The following is a 19739-nucleotide window of genomic DNA, read 5'->3' as shown; positions in this document are numbered from 1 at the left end:
GCCGAACGGCATCACCAGACCCCGCCGGACGGGCTGAAAGACGCGGCCCGTCCCTCAGAGCGGCCCGCTCCCGCAGCCGCCCACGCGATCACCGCGGCCGTCACCGACACCCCGCCCGCCACCGCGAAGCACACCCACAGCGGCAACCGCTCCACCAGCAACCCCGTCACCGCGGCCCCCGCCGAACTCCCGGCGTTCACCGCGGTGTTGATCCATGCTCCCGCCTGGGTGCGGAAGCCGGGCGGGGCCGCCTCGTCGGCGATGAGGTAGGCGGTCGTCAGGGCCGGGGCGACGAACAGGCCCGTGCAGGCGGCCGCCACGGCGAGGGTGAGGATGCCGGGGGCCAGGCCCGCGGCGGCCAGGGCGAGGCCCAGGCCCACGGAGAGGAGCGGGAGGCGGACACGGGCGGGCGTACGCCAGTCGACGGCGCCGTTGAGCAGGCCGCCGACCGCGCTGCCCGCCGACAGGGCCGCGAGCACCCAGGCGACGGTGGCGTCCCCGAAGTGCCGTTGCCCGGCGAAGGCGACGACCAGGAGGTCGACGGCGCTGAGCGACAGGCCGACGCCCGCCGAGACGACGACCGGTTGCAGCAGTTCCCGGCCGGGGACCAGCGAAGTCCGCCGGCCCGCGCCCGCGCCCGCGGGCTTCGCGCGACGCGCTGGACGCACCGCACCGACCGCCGGTGACGTGACGAAGGCGAGCGCCCCCAGCGCGACGAGCAGCGCGCCGAGGACCAGGCCGACGGTCGGTGCGGTGAAGCCGACCAGCACGCCGACCAGCAGCGGGCCGATGACGTAGAGCAGTTCCTCGGCGACTCCGTCGAGGCTGTACGCACGCTGCAACAGCAGCCGGTCGGCGGCGAGTTCGCCCCACACCGTACGCATGGTGGGGCCGAGCGGGGGCGCGCAGGCGCCCGTGACGGCGGCGGTCGCGCCGAGCAGCACGGCGGGCACGCCCGGGTGCCGGCTCACCAGCGCCAGCACGCAGATCAGGCCCGCGTGCAGCAGGGTCATGGGCAGCAGGGCCCGGCGGGGGCCGTACCGGTCGACCAGGGCCGCGCGATACGGCGACAGGATGACGACCGTGGCGCCGAACACCGCCATGACGACACCGGCCACGGCGTACGACCCGGTGGCCCGGGTCACGCACAGCATCAAGGCGAGCGGGATCACGCCGTACGACAGCCGGGCGGCGAGTGAGGCCGCGAAGGTGCGGCGGGCGTGCGGAATGCGGAGTACCGCGGCATACGAGGGCCGCGAGGACACAGCGGACACGCGAAAGTTCCTCTACTGGAGGCGAAGAAGGGACGCCGAAGTGCCGCGACGGCTGTGGCCTGGTGCCATGTGCCGGTCGCGGGCCGGGGCGAGCCCTATGCCAAGAGGAGGAACATGCGTATCAACTTATCAACGGATACCGGGAGTTGACCATGGTTCGGTCCTCGGTTGGGTCATCTGTTCGGTCCTCGGTTTGGTCCTCTGTTCGGCTCTCGTCAGCCCTGCGTGAGCCCCGCCACCAGCTCGTCCGCCGCCCGGTAGGGATCCAGCCTCCCGGCGACGATCTTCTCCGCCAGCGCGCTCAACCGCCGGTCGCCGTGCAGGTCGCCGATCCGCTCGCGCAACGCCGTGACCGCGATGGTCTCCACCTCGCGTGCGGCCCGAGCGAGCCGGCGTTCCGCCAGGACTCCCCGCTCCTCCATCCACGCGCGATGCTTCTCCAGTGCCTCGACGACTTCCTCGATGCCCTCGCCGCGCGCGGCGACCGTCTTGACGATGGGTGGGCGCCAGTCGCCGGGGCCGCGGGACTCGCCGAGGCCGAGCATGTGGTTCAGCTCGCGGGCGGTGGCGTCCGCGCCGTCCCGGTCGGCCTTGTTGACGACGTACACGTCACCGATCTCCAGGATGCCCGCCTTGGCCGCCTGGATTCCGTCGCCCATGCCGGGGGCCAGGAGGACCACCGAGGTGTCGGCCTGCGAGGCGATCTCGACCTCCGACTGGCCCACGCCGACCGTCTCGACCAGGATCACCTCGCAGCCCGCCGCGTCCAGGACGCGGATGGCCTGGGGGGCGGCCCAGGCGAGGCCGCCGAGGTGGCCGCGCGTGGCCATCGAGCGGATGTAGACGCCGGGGTCGGAGGCGTGCTCCGACATGCGGACCCGGTCGCCGAGCAGCGCTCCTCCCGAGAACGGCGAGGACGGGTCGACGGCCAGGACGCCGACCCGTTTGCCCTGCTTGCGGTAGGCCGTCACCAGGGCCGAGGTAGAGGTCGACTTGCCGACTCCCGGAGAGCCGGTCAGGCCGACCACGTACGCCCCGCCCGTCAGCGGTGCCAATACCTCCATGACCTCCCTGAGCTGCGGGGACGCCCCCTCCACCAGGGAGATCAGGCGGGCCACGGCGCGCGGCCGGCCCTCCCTGGCCTGGGCCACCAGCGTGGAGACGTCCTGCATCACAGCTCCGTTCGAGATCTGCTCGAGATCCGTTCGAGTGAAGAGACCGGTAAAGCGGTTACGCCTTGGGTACCCGCACGATCAGCGCGTCACCCTGACCGCCGCCGCCGCACAGCGCGGCCGCGCCCACGCCGCCGCCGCGCCGCTTCAGCTCCAGCGCCAGGTGCAGGACGAGCCGGGCCCCGGACATGCCGATCGGGTGACCCAGGGCGATGGCGCCACCATTGACGTTCACCCTTTCCGGGGACACTCCGAGGTCCTTCATCGACTGCACCGCCACCGCGGCGAAGGCCTCGTTGATCTCGATCAGGTCGAGGTCGGCGACCTCCAGGCCCTCCTTCTTCAGGGCATGCTGGATGGCGTTGGAGGGCTGGGACTGGAGGGAGTTGTCCGGACCGGCCACGTTGCCGTGGGCGCCGATCTCGGCGATCCACTCCAGGCCGAGCTCCTGCGCCTTGGCCTTGCTCATCACCACGACCGCGGCGGCACCGTCGGAGATCTGCGAGGACGACCCCGCCGTGATCGTGCCGTCCTTGGAGAACGCCGGACGCAGCTTGCCCAGCGACTCGGCCGTCGTCTCCGCGCGGATGCCCTCGTCCTTGCTGAAGACGACCGGCTCGCCCTTGCGCTGCGGGATCTCGACCGGGGTGATCTCGGCCTCGAACAGGCCGTTCTTCTGCGCGGCGGCGGCCCGCTGGTGGGACAGGGCCGCCACCTCGTCCTGCTCCGGCCGGGCGACGCCGAGCCGCGTGTTGTGCTTCTCCGTCGACTCGCCCATGGCGATGTTCTCGAAGGCGTCGGTCAGACCGTCGTACGCCATGGCGTCGATCATCTCCACCGCGCCGTACTTGAAGCCCTCGCGGGACTTCGGCAGCAGGTGGGGGGCGTTGGTCATGGACTCCTGGCCGCCCGCGACGATCACGTCGAACTCACCCGCGCGGATCAACTGGTCGGCGAGCGCGATGGCGTCGAGGCCGGACAGACACACCTTGTTGACGGTGAGCGCCGGGACGTTCATCGGAATGCCGGCCTTGACCGCGGCCTGGCGTGCCGGGATCTGTCCCGCCCCGGCCTGGAGCACCTGGCCCATGATCACGTACTGCACCTGGTCGCCACCGATCCCCGCACGGTCGAGGGCGGCCTTGATCGCGAAGCCGCCGAGGTCGGCTCCCGAGAAGGACTTCAGCGAGCCCAGCAACCGCCCCATGGGCGTCCGGGCCCCCGCGACGATCACCGAGGTCGTGCTGTTCGATCCAGTCATGAGCTGCGATCCCCTTACCGGCCTGCACAGGCCGAGGAGTGAACGAGGGTTTACTTCGAATGTACTGAGCGGTAGACCACCCCGTCATCCGGCGAAGCGTGTGATCGCGCGCACGTTGCGTAACCACCTCCGGCGCGCTCCACTGAATTCATGCTGACTCGAATCGACCACATCGGGATCGCCTGTTTCGACCTCGACAAGACCGTCGAGTTCTACCGGGCCACGTACGGCTTCGAGGTGTTCCACTCCGAGGTCAACGAGGAGCAGGGCGTGCGCGAGGCCATGCTCAAGATCAACGATACGTCCGACGGCGGAGCGTCGTACCTGCAGCTCCTGGAGCCGACCCGGGAGGATTCCACGGTCGCGAAGTGGCTGGCGAAGAACGGCGAGGGCGTCCATCACATCGCCTTCGGTACGGCGGATGTCGACGCGGAGGCCGCCGGCATCAAGGACAAGGGCGTACGCGTTCTGTACGAAGAGCCGCGACGCGGCTCCATGGGGTCACGGATCACCTTCCTTCACCCCAAGGACTGCCACGGCGTACTGACAGAACTGGTCACTTCAGCGCCTGTTGAGTCACCTGAGCACTGACCCCCGTACATAAGGGCCGGTAGGGTTGGGGTCGGTCGCCGCTCCAACCAGGGCGACCTGGTCCTGCCGTCAAAGCGGGACCAAGTCCGGGGTCCGGGTTTCGGGGGACGAGCGACGGGGCAGCAGCCCATGCTCCGCCGTTGATCTGACACCATTCCCCGGGGGCCCCGTTCGGCGGATGGACGGAGCTCGTTTGGAGAGACTTGCGACCAGGGGACGGATGGGACCGCGCAGTGCGGGGCTACGAACGCCAGGAGCGAGAGCCGGCGGCTGACGTCGACCACCTCTCTCGGTTCGAGGCCGAGATGGATCGGCTCAAGACCGAGCGGGAAAAGGCGATCCAGCACGCCGAGGACCTCGGCTACCAGGTCGAGGTGCTGCGCGCCAAGTTGCACGAGGCGCGCCGCACCATCATGTCCCGGCCCGCCTACGACGGCGGCGACCTCGGCTACCAGGCCGAGCAGCTGCTGCGCAACGCCCAGATCCAGGCCGACCAGCTGCGCCAGGACGCCGAGCGCGAGCTGAGCCAGGCCCGCGCCCAGACCCAGCGCATCCTCCAGGAGCACGCCGAGCAGGCGGCGCGGCTCCAGGCGGAGCTGCACCAGGAGGCGGTCACCCGCCGCCAGCAGCTCGACCAGGAGCTCGCCGAGCGCCGGCAGACCGTCGAGACGCACGTCAACGAGAACGTGGCCTGGGCCGAGCAGCTGCGTGCCCGCACCGAGCAGCAGGCCCGCCGGCTCCTCGACGAGTCCCGCGCGGAGGCCGAGCAGGCCATGGCCGCCGCCCGCGCCGAGGCCGAGCGGCTGACCGCCGAGGCCCGGCAGCGGCTGCAGAGCGAGGCCGAGGCCGCCCGCGCGGAGGCCGAGCAGCTGCTGCGCCGCGCCCGCACGGACGCCGAGCGGCTGCTGAACGCCGCCTCCACGCAGGCCCAGGAGGCCACCGACCACGCCGAGAAGCTGCGTACCTCCACCACGACGGAGTCGGAGACCGCCCGCCGCGAGGCCCAGGAGCTGAGCCGGGCCGCCGAGCAGCGCATCGCGGAGGCGGACACCGCGCTGCGCGAGGCGCGCGCCGAGGCGGAGAAGCTGGTCACCGAGGCCAAGGCGGCCGCCGAGAAGGCCCTCGCCAGCGCCGAGTCGGCGAACGAGCAGCGCACGCGCACGGCGAAGGAGCAGGTCGCCCGGCTGGTCACCGAGGCCACCAAGGAGGCCGAGGCCACCAAGTCGGACGCCGAGCAGATCGTCGCGGACGCCCGCGCCGAGGCCGAGAAGCTGCTCGCCGAGGCCGCCGAGAAGGCCCGGACGCTCACCGCCGAGGAGAGCGCGACCCAGCTGTCCAAGGCGGCCAAGACGGCCGAGGACGTCCTCAACAAAGCGCAGGAGGACGCCAAGCGGACCACCAAGGCCGCCGCCGAGGAGGCCGAGCGGATCCGCACCGAGGCCGAGGCCGAGGCGGACCGGCTGCGGGCCGAGGCGCACGACATCGCCGAGCAGCTCAAGGGCGCGGCGAAGGACGACACCAAGGAGTACCGCGCCAAGACGGTCGAGCTGCAGGAGGAGGCCCGCCGGCTGCGTGGCGAGGCCGAGCAGCTGCGCGCCGACGCGGTCGCCGAGGGCGAGAAGATCCGCGCGGAGGCCCGCAAGGAGGCCGTGGCGCAGATCGAGGAGGCGGCCAGGACCGCCGAGGAGCTGCTGTCCAAGGCCAAGGCCGACGCGGACGAGCTGCGCCAGAAGGCCACCACGGACAGCGAGAAGGTCCGCACGGAGGCCATCGAGCGGGCGACCACGCTGCGCCGGCAGGCCGAGGAGACCCTGGACCGCACGCGCAAGGAGGCCGAACGGCACCGCGCCGAGGTCGTCGAGCAGGCCGAGGGCATCAAGGCCGACGCCGAGCGGGCCGCGCGCGAACTGCACGAGGAGACCGAGCAGGCCATAGAGGCCCGCCGCGCGGAGGCCGCCGAGGAACTGACCCGCCTGCACACCGAGGCCGAGCAGCGTCTCGCCACCGCCGAGCAGGCGCTGACCGACGCCCGCGAGGAGGGCGCGCGGATCCGCCGCGAGGCCGCCGAGGAGACCGAGCGGCTGCGCACCGAGGCCGCCGAGCGGATCCGCACGCTCCAGGAGCAGGCCGAGGCCGAGGCCGAGCGGGTGCGCGACGAGGCCGCGTCCGACGCGTCCGCCTCCCGGGCCGAGGGCGAGGCCATCGCCGTACGCCTGCGCTCGGAGGCCGCCTCCGAGGCCGAGCGGATGAAGTCGGAGGCGCAGGACACCGCCGATCGGGTACGGGCGGAGGCGCAGGCCGCTGCCGAGCGGCTGTCGACGGAGGCGTCGGAGACGCTGGCCGCCGCGCAGGAGGAGGCCAACCGGCGTCGGCGCGAGGCCGAGGAGTACCTGGGCGCGGCGCGGCAGGAGGCCGACCAGGAGCGAGGGCGGGCCCGCGAGCAGAGCGAGGAGCTGCTGGCCTCGGCGCGCAGGCGCGTGGAGGAGGCGCAGACCGAGGCCGTACGTCTGGTCGAGGAGGCCGACCGGCGCGCCACCGAGATGGTGTCGGCCGCCGAGCAGCACGCCCAGCAGGTGCGGGACTCGGTCGCCGGGCTGCACGAGCAGGCCCAGGAGGAGATCACCGGGCTGCGCAGTGCCGCCGAGCACGCGGCGGACCGTACGCGCCGGGAGGCCGAGGAGGAGGCGGACCGGGTCCGCCACGACGCCTATGCCGAGCGCGAGCGGGCCGCCGAGGACGCCGGCCGCGTCCGGCGGGAGGCGAGCGAGGAGTCCGAGGCCGCCAAGGCGCTTGCGGAGCGCACGGTCTCGGAGGCGATCGCGGAGGCGGAGCGGCTGCGCTCGGACGCCTCCGAGCACGCCCAGCGGGTGCGTACCGAGGCGTCGGAGGCCATCGCCGAGGCCGAGCAGGCGGCGTCGCGCACCCGGGCGGAGGCCCGCGAGGACGCCAACCGCATCCGGTCGGACGCGGCCACCCAGGCGGACACCCTCATCACCGAGGCGCGCAACGAGGCGGAGCGGCTCACCACGGAGACGGTCGCGGACACCGACCGGCTGCGGCAGGAGACGGTCGCCGAGGCGGAGCGGCTGCGGTCGGAGACGATCGCGGAGGCCGAGCGGGTTCGGGCCGAGGCGGCCGCCGCGGCCGAGCAGCTCATGGCGGACGCCACCGGCGACGCGGAGCGGCTGCGTGCCGAGGCCGCCGAGACGATCGGGGCGGCGCGGCAGCACGCCGAGCGGATCCGCAGCGAGTCCCAGCGGGTCAGGGCCGAGGCGCATGCGGAGGCCGAGCGGGTCACGACGGCCGCGCGCGAGGAGGCCGACCGGACGCTCGACGAGGCCCGCAAGGAGGCCAACAAGCGGCGCTCCGAGGCGGCCGAGCAGGTCGACAAGCTCATCACTCAGACCACGGCCGAGGCCGACAAGCTGCTCACCGAGGCGCAGCAGCAGGCCCTGAAGACCACCGCGGACGCGGAGTCGCAGGCCGACTCCATGGTCGGCGCGGCCCGTACCGAGGCCGACCGGCTGGTGTCCGAGGCGACGGTCGAGGGCAACGCGACGGTGGAGAAGGCCCGTACGGACGCGGACGAGCTGCTCGTCGGCGCCCGGCGGGACGCCACCGCGATCAGGGAGCGCGCGGAGGAGCTGCGCGACCGCATCACCGCCGAGATCGAGGACCTGCACGAGCGGGCCCGCCGCGAGGCCGCCGAGACGATGAGGTCGACCGGCGACCGCTGCGACGCGCTCATCAAGGCCTCCGAGGAGCAGCTGGAGAAGGCGCAGGCGAAGGCCAAGGAGCTGGTCTCGGAGGCCAACTCCGAGGCGGGCAAGGTCCGTATCGCGGCCGTGAAGAAGGCCGAGGGGCTCCTGAAGGAGGCCGAGCAGAAGAAGTCGGCGCTGATCCGGGAGGCCGAGGAGCTGAAGGCCGAGGCGATCCGCGAGGCGAAGCGCACGGTAGAGGAGGGCAAGCGGGAGCTGGAGATCCTGGTGCGCCGCCGCGAGGACATCAATGCGGAGATCTCCCGTGTCCAGGACGTCCTTGAGGCGTTGGAATCCTTCGAGGCCCCGTCCGCGGGGAAGGACACCGGTGTCAAGGCGGGCGCCACGGTCGGCGCACCACGATCGGGTGGCAAGTCGTCAGAAGGCTAGCCTGAAGACGGCATTCCGGTGTTTTATGGGGCCTTTGACCAAGTCTTTGGCAAGCCGTCCCAGGGTCATCCACCCAAAAGGGGTGTCATTCTCCAGATCAAACACGCATCCGCTCGATGACACACCGCTTCGGCCCCTAGGATTCCACCTATCACCTCACCGGTCTCATTCGACAGGAACCCCATGAGCGACACTTCCCCCTATGGCTTCGAGCTTGTGCGGCGTGGGTACGACCGCGCGCAGGTGGACGAACGCATCTCGAAGCTCGTCTCCGACCGCGACAGCGCTCTGGCCCGCATCACCGCTCTGGAAAAGCGCATCGAGGAGCTCCACCTCGAGACGCAGAACGCCCAGGCCCAGGTAACCGACGCCGAGCCGTCGTACGCCGGTCTCGGCGCGCGTGTCGAGAAGATCCTCCGCCTCGCCGAGGAAGAGGCCAAGGATCTGCGCGAGGAGGCCAGGCGCGCGGCCGAGCAGCATCGCGAACTCGCCGAGTCCGCGGCCCAGCAGGTCCGCAACGACGCAGAATCGTTCGCTGCGGAGCGCAAGGCCAAGGCCGAGGACGAGGGCGTCCGGGTCATCGAGAAGGCCAAGAGTGACGCCTCGCAGCTGCGCGCGGAGGCCCAGAAGGACGCGCAGTCCAAGCGCGAGGAGGCCGACGCCCTCTTCGAGGAGACCCGGGCGAAGGCCGCGCAGGCCGCGGCCGACTTCGAGACGAACCTCGCCAAGCGCCGCGAGCAGTCCGAGCGCGACCTGGCCTCGCGTCAGCAGAAGGCGGAGAAGCGTCTGGCGGAGATCGAGCACCGCGCGGAGCAGCTGCGCCTGGAGGCGGAGAAGCTGCGCACGGACGCCGAGCGCCGCGCCCGGCAGACCGTCGAGACGGCGCAGCGTCAGGCCGAGGACATCGTGGCCGACGCCAACGCCAAGGCCGACCGTATCCGTTCGGAATCCGAGCGGGAGCTCGCGGCGCTCACCAACCGCCGCGACTCGATCAACGCCCAGCTGACGAACGTGCGCGAGATGCTCGCCACGCTCACGGGCGCCGCGGTGGCCGCCGCCGGCTCCCCGGCCGAGGACGAGCCGATCTCCCGGGGCGTTCCGGCTCAGCAGTCCCGGTAACGGTCCGGCGTACGTCTGCGGAACATCGGTGAAGCCCTCTGCCCCTGCGGTGGCAGAGGGCTTTGCCGCGTTCTAGCGTGGGGCGCATGATCGAGCTCGAGGGGCTGACCAAGCGGTACGGCGAGAAGGTGGCGGTCAACAACCTCACCTTCAGCGTCAGACCGGGTATCGTCACGGGCTTCCTCGGGCCCAACGGGGCCGGCAAGTCGACGACCATGCGCATGATGCTCGGGCTCGACCGTCCGACCGCCGGCGACGTCCGCATCGACGGCAAGCACTACGACCGGCTCAAGGATCCGCTGACGTACATCGGTGCCCTCCTGGAGGCCAAGGCCTGGCACGGCGGGCGCAGCGCCTACAACCACCTGTTGTGCCTCGCGCAGAGCAACGGCATTCCGCGGAACCGGGTGCGGGAGGTGCTGGAGACCGTCGGGCTGACGGCGGTCGCGCGCAAGAAGACCAAGAGCTTCTCGCTCGGCATGGGCCAGCGGCTCGGCATCGCCGCCGCGCTGCTCGGCGACCCGCGGATCCTGATGTTCGACGAGCCGGTCAACGGCCTCGACCCCGAGGGCATCCACTGGATCCGCAACCTGATGAAGTCCCTGGCCGCGCAGGGCCGTACGGTCTTCGTCTCGTCCCACCTCATGAGCGAGATGGCGCTGACCGCCGACCATCTCGTCGTCATCGGGCAGGGGCGGCTGCTCGCGGACACCTCGATGGCCGACTTCATCGCGCGGAACTCGCGCAGTTACGTCCGGATCCGCACCCCGCAGCGCGAGCGGCTGCTCGATGTACTGCACTGGGCCGGGCTCACGGTCGTACAGAACGGCAACGGCACGCTGGAGGTCGACGGCGGCAAGCCCGAGCACATCGGTGAGCTCGCGGCGCAGTACCAGGTCGTGCTGCACGAGCTGAGTCCCCAGCAGGCCTCCTTGGAGGAGGCGTTCATGCAGCTGACCGCGGAGTCGGTGGAGTACCACGCGCACGACGGGACGCCTCCCGAGCAGCAGCAGTGGGGCGACGGCCGGAGGAGGAAGTGAGCATGGCGGCGATCCAGGTCGTCCGGTCCGAGTGGACCAAGATCCGGTCGGTGGCGTCCACGGTGTGGACGCTCTCGCTGGCCGTGGTCGTCACCGTCGCGCTGGGCGCGTTGATCTCGGCCCTGTCGAAGAGCGAGTTCGACACCATGAGCCGGCAGGACCAGCTCACCTTCGACCCGACCTTCATCAGCTTCGCGGGCATGGGCCTCGGTCAGCTCGCGATGATCGTGTTCGGGGTGCTCGTCGTGTCGAACGAGTACAGCACCGGCATGATCCGCACCTCGCTGGCCGCCGTACCGCAGCGCGGCACCTTCCTGTTCAGCAAGATCGCGGTCGCCACCGGCCTCGCGCTGGCCGTCGGCATGGCGACCAGCTTCGTCGCGTTCTTCCTCGGGCAGGCGATGCTCGGCGAGCACAAGGCGGCGATCGGCGACCCGGGCGTGCTGCGCGCGGTCATGGGCGGCGGGCTCTACATGGCCCTCATCGCGATGTTCTCGATGGGCGTGGCCGCGATGCTGCGCTCGCCGATGCTGTCGCTGGGCATCCTGATGCCGTTCTTCTTCCTGATCTCCAACATCCTCGGCAGCGTCGACGCGACGAAGAAGATCGGCCGGTACCTGCCCGACCAGGCCGGCAGCAAGATCATGCAGGTGGTCACCCCGGTCGACGACGACACTCCGTACGGCCCCTGGGGTGGGCTCGGGATCATGGCGCTGTGGGTGGTCGCGGCGCTCCTCGGGGGCTACCTCATGATCAAGAAGCGCGACGCGTGAGGCTCAGGGCTTCGCTTTCATTTGAGCGGAACCGTCAGCGCCCCGATAAGCTCCTAACCCTTACGGGGGCGTGTGCCCCGCTGTCCTGAACCTTGCGATGGGTGCGGAGCATGATCGAGGCAGTCGGCCTGACCAAGCGCTACGGCGACAAGACCGCTGTGTACAACCTTTCCTTCCAGGTGCGGCCCGGTGCCGTCACCGGTTTCCTCGGGCCCAACGGCTCGGGCAAGTCGACGACGATGAGGATGATCCTCGGACTGGACAATCCGACCTCGGGGCAGGTGACGATCGGTGGCTATCCGTATCGCAAGCTGCCCAACGCGCCCCGCCAGGTCGGCGCGCTGCTGGACGCCAAGGCCGTGCACGGCGGCCGGGCCGCCCGCAACCACCTGCTGTGCCTGGCCCAGCTGGCCGGCATCCCGGCCCGGCGGGTCGACGAGGTGCTGGGCGTGGTCGGGCTCCAGGACGTGGCGAAGAAGCGGTCCAAGGGCTTCTCGCTCGGCATGGGCCAGCGGCTCGGCATCGCCGCCGCGCTCCTCGGCGACCCCCAGGTGCTGCTGTTCGACGAGCCGGTCAACGGCCTCGACCCCGAGGGCATCCACTGGGTCCGCAACCTCATGAAGGCGCTCGCGGCGGAGGGCCGTACGGTCTTCGTCTCGTCCCACCTCATGAGCGAGATGGCGCTGACCGCCGACCACCTGATCGTCATCGGGCGCGGGCAGCTGCTCGCCGACATGAGTGTGACGGAGTTCATCTCGGCCAACTCCGCCGACTTCGCGCGCGTGCGGACGCCCGACACCGAGCCGCAGCTGCGCGAGAAGCTGTCGTCCGCGCTCACCGAGGCCGGCGGCCATGTGATGCCGGAGCAGGACGGCGCGCTGCGCGTCACGGGACTGCCGCTGCCGCGCATCAGCGACATCGCGCACGACACCGACGTACGGCTGTGGGAGCTGTCGCCGCACCAGGCCTCCCTGGAGGAGGCGTACATGCGGATGACCCAGGGGGCTGTCGACTACCGCTCCTCCATCGACCAGAAGGCCGGGCTCCAGCAGCCGCTGCCGCCCGGTGCGCAGCCGCCGATGCCGGTGCCGGGGCAGGGCCAGCCCGGCTGGTACGCCCCGCCGCCGCCCCAGCAGGGCGGTCAGCCCTTCGCGATGTCGCAGGGGCAGCCGCCCGGGCCGCAGGGACAGCCGCCCGCCGGTCCGTACGGCGCTCCCGCCGCGCCCGGCGCTCCCGGCGCGGGTGCGCCGAACCCTTACGCGCAGCAGGCCCCGCAGGGCCAGGCTCCGGCCCCCGCCGCCGCTCACCCCGCAGCCCCTGCCTCCGCCCCGACCAAGCCCGAGGACGCCCGATGAGCACCCCCCAGCCCCCGATGCCGCAGGCCGCCGCACCGAACTGGCAGGCTGCGCCCGGACCGTCGTTGTCCGGCTACACCTCGCCGATCCCGGTCGTGCCCACCCACCTCGGGCACGCGATCGCCTCCGAGTGGACGAAGATCAGGTCGGTGCGCTCCACGATGTGGACGCTCGGCGTGTTCGTGCTGCTCGTGATCGGCATCGGGCTGGCGGCCGGTGCGCTGGTCGCCGCCAATTCCTCCGACGGGAGCCTGGCGGCCGAGAACCCGCTGTCGTTCGGCTTCTTCGGGCTGCTGCTGGGCAGCATGTGCATCATCACGCTCGGCGTACTGACCACCGCCTCGGAGTACGGCACCGGCATGATCCGGACCACGATGGTGGCCTGCCCCTCCCGGGGCCGGGTCCTCGCGGCGAAGGCCATCGTGTTCTTCTCGGTCGCCTTCGTGGTCACGCTGGCGTCGGCGCTCCTCGTCGCCCTGGCGGACGTCGCCCTGCTGGACGGCGCCCGGTCGCCGTCCGGCGGGGAGTGGCTGAAGGGCACGGTCGGCATCTCGCTCTACATCGCGCTGCTCGGCCTGCTCTCGCTCGTCGTCGGCTCGGTCGTGCGGCACTCTGCGGGCGCGATCACCCTCATGATCGGGCTCGTGCTGGCCCCGCTGGTCATCGCGCTGTTCATGTTCTCGGCGTCGCTGGAGGGCCTGCGCGAGGCCCTGGTCGAGTACTCGATCCCGAACCAGCTCAGCGTCTTCTACTCCAACTCCCTCACCGAGTCCGGCCCGTCCGGCTGGGACCCGCTGTGGATCATCCTGGGCGTGACGGCCGCCGCGTTCGCCGGCGCCGTCGCGCTGCTGGAGAAGCGGGACGTGTAAGGGGTCCTTGCACTATGAGCGCCCGATCAGGTCGCGTGGTCTGGTGCCGTGCATCGCAAGGCGCCGGAGCGCCCTCGATGGGGGTCCCCCCGCGCGAGGCTGTTCGAGCGTGGGGGAGGAGCCACGTGGGCGTTTCGGCAACGCGGCGAGGTGCGGTGCCAGGCCGCGCGACCCGGGCGGGCATAGTGCAAGGACCCCTAAGCCCCGGGCTGTTACTGGAAGAGCTGTAGGGCTGTCAGAACTTCGGCACGTTCCTGGACCGCTGCACCCGCGTGGTGCGGCGGTCCTTCGCGTTCCAGCACGCCCTGTGCCAGTGGCGGCGGTCGTCGACGCCCGCGTGCTGGGGCCAGGCCACGACGTGCGGGACACCGTCCGGGATCAGCTGCTCGCAGCCCGGGCAGCGGTACGCCTTGCCCTGGGCGCTTGCCCCGGCCACATGGCGCACGCTCCACTCCTCGCCGTGCCAGTCCTCCGTGGACTGCCAGCCGCCGTAGCGGCCGGGACGGTCGTCCTCGGCGCTCCGGCCGGACGAACCGGCTCCCTTGGGTCGGTTGCGACGCGGGGACACAGGACACCTCACGGGGCTATACAGGAAGCACGGGCCGCATCCAGCCTACGCGGCACGGACGGGGGTATGCGTACGTCACCAACCGTCACAAGTCTCCTTCCCGCACGACGCATTCTGCAGACAATCAACAAATCTCTTCGCAGGCCGTGTCCTCGGCACATGTCAGGCGGTTATGCCGGGTGGGGGAGCTCCGCGTCGGAGCCAAGGAAGCAGGAAAAGCACATGCGCGTAGGAAGTTTCGTGTTGGCCGCCCAGTTCCCGGGCCAGGGCCAGGGGGAGGCGCTGCACCGCGCGGTCCGCTCGGCCGAGGTCGCGGAGGAGGCGGGGCTCGACTCGGTCTGGCTGGCCGAGCACCACTTCGTGCCGTACGGCACCTGTCCCTCGGCCGTCACCCTCGCCGCGTTACTGCTCGGCCGCACCCGCCGCATCCAGGTCGGCACGGCCGTCAGCGTGCTGCCCACCGCCCACCCCGTGGCGCTCGGCGAACAGGCCGCGCTGCTGCACATGACGAGCGGCGGACGCTTCTCGCTGGGTGTCGGCCGCGGCGGCCCGTGGGTGGACCTGGAGGTGTTCGGCACGGGTCTTCAGGCGTACGAGACGGGGTTCCCCGAATCACTCGATCTGCTGGTGCGCTGGCTGCGCGAACCCTCCGTCGCGGCCTCCGGCGAGCGCTTCAATTTCCGTGAAGTCGCCGTCGTACCACGGCCGTCGGAGGCGCTGACGGAGGCCGCGGGCCCCGAGGTGGTCGTCGCGTGCACGTCCCCGGAGAGTGTGCGGCTGGCCGCCGAGCGCGGGCTGCCGATGCTGCTCGGCATGCATGTCGGGGACGAGGAGAAGGCCGAGATGGTCGCCCTGTGGCGCCGGCACGCGCGCGCGTCCGGCCATCCCCCCGAGCAGGTCCTCGACGCGGCCCATGTGTCGGCCGGCGTCTGCCAGATCGCCGACCGGCGTACGGACGCGGCGGAGACGCTGCTGAAGACGATGCCCGGCTGGCTGAGGCTGGGGCTCGGCGCCCATGTCACGGTGGACGGCCGCGAGCGCCGGATGCGCGATCCGCTGGCGTACACCGAACTGCTCTGCGGGCTGCACCCGGTGGGCACTCCGCGGCTGTGCGCCGACCGGCTCGCGGCGACCAGCGAGCGGACCGGTGTCTCCCGGTTCGCCCTGCTCGTCGAGGGCTCGGGAGACCTGGCGGCCACCGAGGAGAACGTACGGCGGCTCGGTGCCGAAGTGCTGCCGCAGCTCTCTTGAACGGCCCTGTTCTGCAGAGGGCTTGCCGCTCCGGTACTGAATGCACCTCCCGCGTACGGAACGGCAAGCCGACGACTGACCGCGTCAGCAGTCCCGGAACTCCGGAGACTGGTTCAGCAGTTGGTTGCGCACCGAGGTGAACCGGGCCAGCGTCTCGTCGACGGAGGAGTCCAACGGGAACACCGCCACCCGGTGGCAGTTCTGGAAGGCCAGCCGCACACCGAAGTGCCGTTGCAGTGCGCCGCGTATCGCGTCACTCGCGAGCGCACGCAGCAGCTGACCGCGTGCCTGCTCGTCCGGCGGGGGCGTCTGGTTGTCGGCGAACTGACCGCCGTCGACCTTCAGCTGGGCCACCAGGGAGCTGACCATCTCCCACGCATAGGGCAGGGAGGTCCGGACGCAGTCGACGAAGGCAGCTTCGTCGACCTCGCCTCGCTCGGCCTGTTCGAGTAGGGCCGGTGAGACGTCGAGCGACATGGGTTCTCCTCTCGCACCCCCGATCAACGGGGGTTGCCGGACAGATAAGGGGAGTTCGCGCTACCAAACACGCTGTGTACACAAATCGCGACCTCCCGTTTACTACCGTAAGGAACCGAGGGTGACCGCACCAGCAGAATGCGTACATGGAGCGGCCTCATTGGGCACACAATCGGCCACAACCGAACAGGTATGTTCTGGGCCGAATCGCGTGCACAGGGGCCCGTCCAGTAGCGTTGCCGACCATGCGTCTCGTCATTGCCCGGTGTTCCGTCGACTACGCGGGCCGGCTCACCGCACACCTGCCCTCGGCCCCCCGCCTGATCCTCGTCAAGGCGGACGGAAGCGTCTCGATCCACGCGGACGACCGGGCCTACAAGCCCCTGAACTGGATGTCGCCGCCCTGCACGCTGAGGGAGGGCAGCGGCGAGGATGAGGGCGTCTGGACCGTCATCAACAAGGCGGGCGAGAAGCTCATCATCACGATGGAGGAAGTCCTGCACGACTCCTCGCACGAACTGGGCGTCGATCCCGGCCTGATCAAGGACGGCGTGGAAGCACACCTCCAGGAGCTGCTCGCCGACCGCATCGAGACCCTCGGCGAGGGCTACACGCTCATCCGCCGCGAGTACATGACGGCCATCGGGCCGGTCGACATCCTGTGCCGGGACGCGGACGGACAGACCGTCGCCGTCGAGATCAAGCGGCGCGGTGAGATCGACGGCGTGGAGCAACTCACGCGCTACCTGGAGCTGTTGAACCGGGATCCCCATCTCGCCCCGGTCCGCGGCATCTTCGCCGCGCAGGAGATCAAGCCGCAGGCCCGCGTCCTCGCCACCGACCGCGGCATCGGCTGCCAGGTCCTCGACTACGACGCCATGCGGGGCATCGAGGACGACAAGCTGCGGTTGTTCTGAGGCGTAGCCCGGGGAGTCCGGGGAGTCCTACGACGTCCAGGGCCCGGTCCGCCGAGAAGCGGACCGGGCCCTGCTGTGCTGGAGCTCAGATCACGTCGCCCGAGTTGCTGGGCGCCCCCGGGTCGGTGCTCTCCGGGGCGCTCGCCGAGGTGGTCGTCTCCGCCGGGGCGCCGGTGGGGGCGGGGCCGCTGGCCGAGTCGGAGGTCGACGGGGCATCCGTCGGCGGGCCCGTCGGGGTGCCCGTGGGCGTGCCGGTCGGGGTGTCCGTCGGGTTGTCGGTCGGTGCTGTGGTCGTCGGCGTGCCCGTCGGCGGCTTCGACGTAGGTGTCGGGGGCTTGGACGGCGATGTGGGCGGCTTCGACGGGGAGGTGGCCGGCGGCTTCGGCGACCCGCTGCCCGTCCCCTGCGTACCGCTCGGCTCGTCCGACGGGTCGCTCGGGGTGGCGGTCGGCGTCGGATCGTCCGACGTGCCGTACGTCCCGTCCGGCCCCGGGTCGGTCGGTTCGCTCGTCGCCGCACCGGTGCCGCCGGAACCGTCGCCGTTCTCCGCCTTGTCCGCGCCGAGGCTGCCGTCGTCCGGGCCCGGGCTGGCCGACGGGTTGACGCCGACGTGCTCGGCCGGCGGGTTGGTCTCGTTGTCGGATGTGGCGCCGAGCGTCACCACCGTGCCGAGCACGGCCACGAGCAGCGCGCCCGCGCCGGCCGCCACGAGGTTGCGCCGGGCGAGTCCTCTGAGGCCGCCCCGGGCCTTGTGCGTCGACGAGTACGACGCGGACGGCGAAGACGAAGCGGTCGGCACGGTCGGCGAGGACGACGCGGTCGAGGCCTGGTAGGTGACCAGAGTGGAGGTGTCGCCGGGCCGCTGGAGCTGGGGGAACGGCGCCGGTACGCTGCCCGGCGGCGACTGCGACTCCTCGGACCGGGCGTCCGGCACCTCCTCGCCCGCGGTGGCGGCGAGACCGGGCACGGTGCCCGAGCGGTCGGCCACCAGGGCCAGCGCGCGGCGGCCGGCGACGGTGCCGCGCTTGTCGGCGAGGGCGCCGCGCAGCCCGATGGAGGCCTCCAGTTCGGCACGGGCCCGGTCGAACTGCCCGCCGCACAGCGCGAGGATGCCCAACTCGTGGTGGAAATAGGCTTGTTCCGAGACGTCCTCGGCGAGCCGGGCGGCCTCCGCGCCGGACCGCAGCGCCTGCTCCCAGGCGCTCCAGTGCCCGCCCGCGGCGAACGCGGGCGCCGCCGTGCGGGCCAGCCGCACGGTGGGGCTCTCCTCGCCCTCGGCGGGCGCTGTCGTGGCCGGCACCAGGACGCCGAGGGTGGCCAGCAGGGCGTCCGCCTCGGCGCACACGCGCTCGGGGGTGACCGAGGGATGTCCTGCCCACCAGCCGTAGTGCTGGGCCGCGCTGAGAGCCTGGGCCTCGATGTCGTCGGCGTACCCGGCGGCCTCCAGCTGGGTCTGCACACCGGCGGCCAGCCGGTAGCGGGCGCCGACCGGGGAGACCAGCCCGCAGTCGGCCAGCTCGCCGAGCGCGGCGTCCGCGTGGGTGTCGCCGACCAGCGCGGGCAGATGCGCCTGGTGCGGCACCTCGCCGCCGAGCGCGACGGCGAACCGCAGGGTGGCGCGCGCCGACTCGCTCAGCCGGGCGGCGAGCAGCGGGGCGGGTGCGGCGGCCTCACCGAGGGAGGGCAGCGGTACGTCCTCGCCCTCGTCGGCGTCGAAGGGGGCGTCGACCGGCAGGTCGAAGGGAGGGGCGTCCGCGAAGACGCCGAACTCGTCGACGGCGTCCACACCGGCCCGCATCCGGTCGCGCTGTCGCAGCAGGGCCCCGGCCTGGACGAAGCGCAGCGGCAGACCCTCGGACTCGAACCAGAGGTCGCCCGCCCAGTTGGACTCCTCCTCGGTGAGTACGCGCCCCACCGCACGTTCGAGGAGTTCCAGGCCGTCGGCCCGCTCGAGCCCGCCGAGGAAGACCTCTTCGATCACGGATTCGGTGGACGGGGCGGGCACGTCGGGCGTGGCCGCGATCAGGAAGGCGCACTCGGGGGTGGCGTCGAGCAGTTCGTCGAGCGCGGCGCCGCCGAACTCGATGTCGTCGAGGACGACGACCGCGCCGATCTCGCGGACGTACCCGAGCAACTCGACCCGTTCCGGGCGGTGCAGGGGCGCGTTGTGGACGGCGTAGAAGAGGTCGTACAGCAGATCGCTCGGCGTGCGGTGGAAGCCGTTCAGGCGGATGACGCCGTCGGGTGCGAGGTCCGCGCAGTCCTCGGCGACGACGTCGAGGAGGCTGGTGCGGCCGGAGCCGGCCGGGCCGGTGAGGCGTACGGAGCGGCCGCGGGCGAGCAGCCGTACCAGGCGCTCGCGTTCGTCCTGGCGGGCCAGGAGCGGCAGCGTGGGCCGGCCCGGACCGGGCGGCACGGGTGCCTTGGCGGCGCGGGCCACCTCGGCGCGTTCGGCCGCGCCGAGCTTCTCGGGCCGCCGGGGGCGCTCGCCCGGCGGGCAGGCCTCGATCTCACTGCCGTCGACCGGGTTGACGGTGAGCAGGTAGTCGCCCGTGACGAGCTGCACCGTGCGGGCGAGCGCGGGCGCGTGCTGTCCGAAGTCGGATGTGAGGGAGTCCCTGGCCGGGCGCCGGCCCGGCACATGGCCGTCACCTTCGTGGCCGTACTCCTCGGGTTCCCGGTTGTTCGGGTCCATAGGTTTCAAGCCCCCCAAAAGCGTCGTGTGCCCATCCGGCCCCTCCCGGCCTGCTGCACACCGCGCTGTCGCTTCTGGTCCGGGCCCGCTCGAGGGTTGTCAGCGGCGGGCGACCGAACCCTAAACCTTCGCACAGTATCTACGACAGCCCGGGGTACCGCGCCGTCCGAGACGTCACAGTCTCGTGAGGATTGGGCGCGTCGTACGATTCGCCGCCCCGCACCAGGTC

At 71.7% G+C, this 19739-nt stretch carries 15 protein-coding genes; 9 read left to right on the top strand and 6 right to left on the bottom strand.

Annotated elements, in window-relative coordinates; translation table 11 throughout:
• Positions 1–11: 11 nt before the first annotated feature.
• The 3 genes from Q4V64_RS36165 to Q4V64_RS36155 all read right to left on the bottom strand — a co-directional run bounded on the left by Q4V64_RS36165 (position 12) and on the right by Q4V64_RS36155 (position 3707).
• Entirely contained in the window at positions 12–1274 is a 1263-nt protein-coding gene (locus Q4V64_RS36165; protein WP_124436690.1) for an MFS transporter, read from the bottom strand.
• Positions 1275–1489: 215 nt separating this feature from the next.
• Positions 1490–2446, bottom strand: coding sequence for a methylmalonyl Co-A mutase-associated GTPase MeaB (meaB, locus tag Q4V64_RS36160; RefSeq protein WP_124436691.1), 957 nt, complete (start codon positions 2444–2446; stop codon positions 1490–1492).
• A 58-nt stretch (positions 2447–2504) separates the two neighbouring features.
• A complete protein-coding gene (locus Q4V64_RS36155) occupies positions 2505–3707 on the bottom strand; it encodes an acetyl-CoA C-acetyltransferase (RefSeq protein ID WP_124436692.1) in 1203 nt (400 codons plus the stop codon).
• A 150-nt stretch (positions 3708–3857) separates the two neighbouring features.
• Here Q4V64_RS36155 and mce point away from each other — a divergent pair, with 150 nt between their 5' ends.
• The 7 genes from mce to Q4V64_RS36120 all read left to right on the top strand — a co-directional run bounded on the left by mce (position 3858) and on the right by Q4V64_RS36120 (position 13602).
• Positions 3858–4298 carry a methylmalonyl-CoA epimerase gene (gene mce / locus Q4V64_RS36150; protein ID WP_124436693.1) on the top strand — a complete coding sequence of 147 codons (441 nt, stop codon included), beginning with the start codon at positions 3858–3860 and terminating at the stop codon, positions 4296–4298.
• Between the two features lie 233 nt (positions 4299–4531).
• The gene (scy, locus tag Q4V64_RS36145) at positions 4532–8446 is read left to right on the top strand and encodes a polarized growth protein Scy (protein WP_124436694.1); all 3915 of its coding nucleotides are present in this window, start codon (positions 4532–4534) and stop codon (positions 8444–8446) included.
• A 183-nt stretch (positions 8447–8629) separates the two neighbouring features.
• Positions 8630–9565 (top strand): cellulose-binding protein, encoded by a 936-nt coding sequence (locus Q4V64_RS36140; RefSeq protein ID WP_095755537.1) that lies wholly within the window; start codon positions 8630–8632, stop codon positions 9563–9565.
• 86 nt (positions 9566–9651) lie between these two features.
• Entirely contained in the window at positions 9652–10605 is a 954-nt protein-coding gene (locus Q4V64_RS36135; protein ID WP_172628933.1) for an ABC transporter ATP-binding protein, read from the top strand.
• Between the two features lie 2 nt (positions 10606–10607).
• Positions 10608–11378: an ABC transporter permease gene (locus Q4V64_RS36130; protein WP_124436697.1), complete on the top strand. Its 771-nt coding sequence runs from the start codon at positions 10608–10610 to the stop codon at positions 11376–11378.
• Between the two features lie 110 nt (positions 11379–11488).
• Entirely contained in the window at positions 11489–12733 is a 1245-nt protein-coding gene (locus Q4V64_RS36125; protein ID WP_124436698.1) for an ABC transporter ATP-binding protein, read from the top strand.
• Positions 12730–13602, top strand: a complete 873-nt coding sequence (locus tag Q4V64_RS36120) for an ABC transporter permease subunit (RefSeq protein WP_124436699.1) — start codon at positions 12730–12732, stop codon at positions 13600–13602. The genes Q4V64_RS36125 and Q4V64_RS36120 overlap by 4 nt, the downstream gene beginning before the upstream one ends.
• A gap of 235 nt (positions 13603–13837) precedes the next feature.
• On the opposite strand, the gene Q4V64_RS36115 is transcribed toward Q4V64_RS36120, so the two are convergent.
• Positions 13838–14170: an ATP/GTP-binding protein gene (locus tag Q4V64_RS36115; protein ID WP_124436700.1), complete on the bottom strand. Its 333-nt coding sequence runs from the start codon at positions 14168–14170 to the stop codon at positions 13838–13840.
• A gap of 222 nt (positions 14171–14392) precedes the next feature.
• Here Q4V64_RS36115 and Q4V64_RS36110 point away from each other — a divergent pair, with 222 nt between their 5' ends.
• Positions 14393–15421, top strand: coding sequence for an LLM class flavin-dependent oxidoreductase (locus Q4V64_RS36110; RefSeq protein WP_124436701.1), 1029 nt, complete (start codon positions 14393–14395; stop codon positions 15419–15421).
• A gap of 84 nt (positions 15422–15505) precedes the next feature.
• On the opposite strand, the gene Q4V64_RS36105 is transcribed toward Q4V64_RS36110, so the two are convergent.
• Positions 15506–15898: an SCO5389 family protein gene (locus Q4V64_RS36105; RefSeq protein WP_124436702.1), complete on the bottom strand. Its 393-nt coding sequence runs from the start codon at positions 15896–15898 to the stop codon at positions 15506–15508.
• Between the two features lie 245 nt (positions 15899–16143).
• Here Q4V64_RS36105 and nucS point away from each other — a divergent pair, with 245 nt between their 5' ends.
• The gene (gene nucS / locus Q4V64_RS36100; protein ID WP_124436703.1) at positions 16144–16815 is read left to right on the top strand and encodes an endonuclease NucS; all 672 of its coding nucleotides are present in this window, start codon (positions 16144–16146) and stop codon (positions 16813–16815) included.
• 85 nt (positions 16816–16900) lie between these two features.
• Here nucS and Q4V64_RS36095 read toward each other — a convergent pair whose 3' ends face one another.
• A complete protein-coding gene (locus Q4V64_RS36095) occupies positions 16901–19510 on the bottom strand; it encodes an ATP-binding protein (RefSeq protein ID WP_124436704.1) in 2610 nt (869 codons plus the stop codon).
• Positions 19511–19739 lie beyond the last annotated feature (229 nt).

This window comes from Streptomyces sp. NL15-2K (assembly GCF_030551255.1).
Classification (GTDB): domain Bacteria; phylum Actinomycetota; class Actinomycetes; order Streptomycetales; family Streptomycetaceae; genus Streptomyces.
Note: the sequence above shows the minus strand (reverse complement) of the source record. Positions and strands in the feature narration are given on the sequence as shown.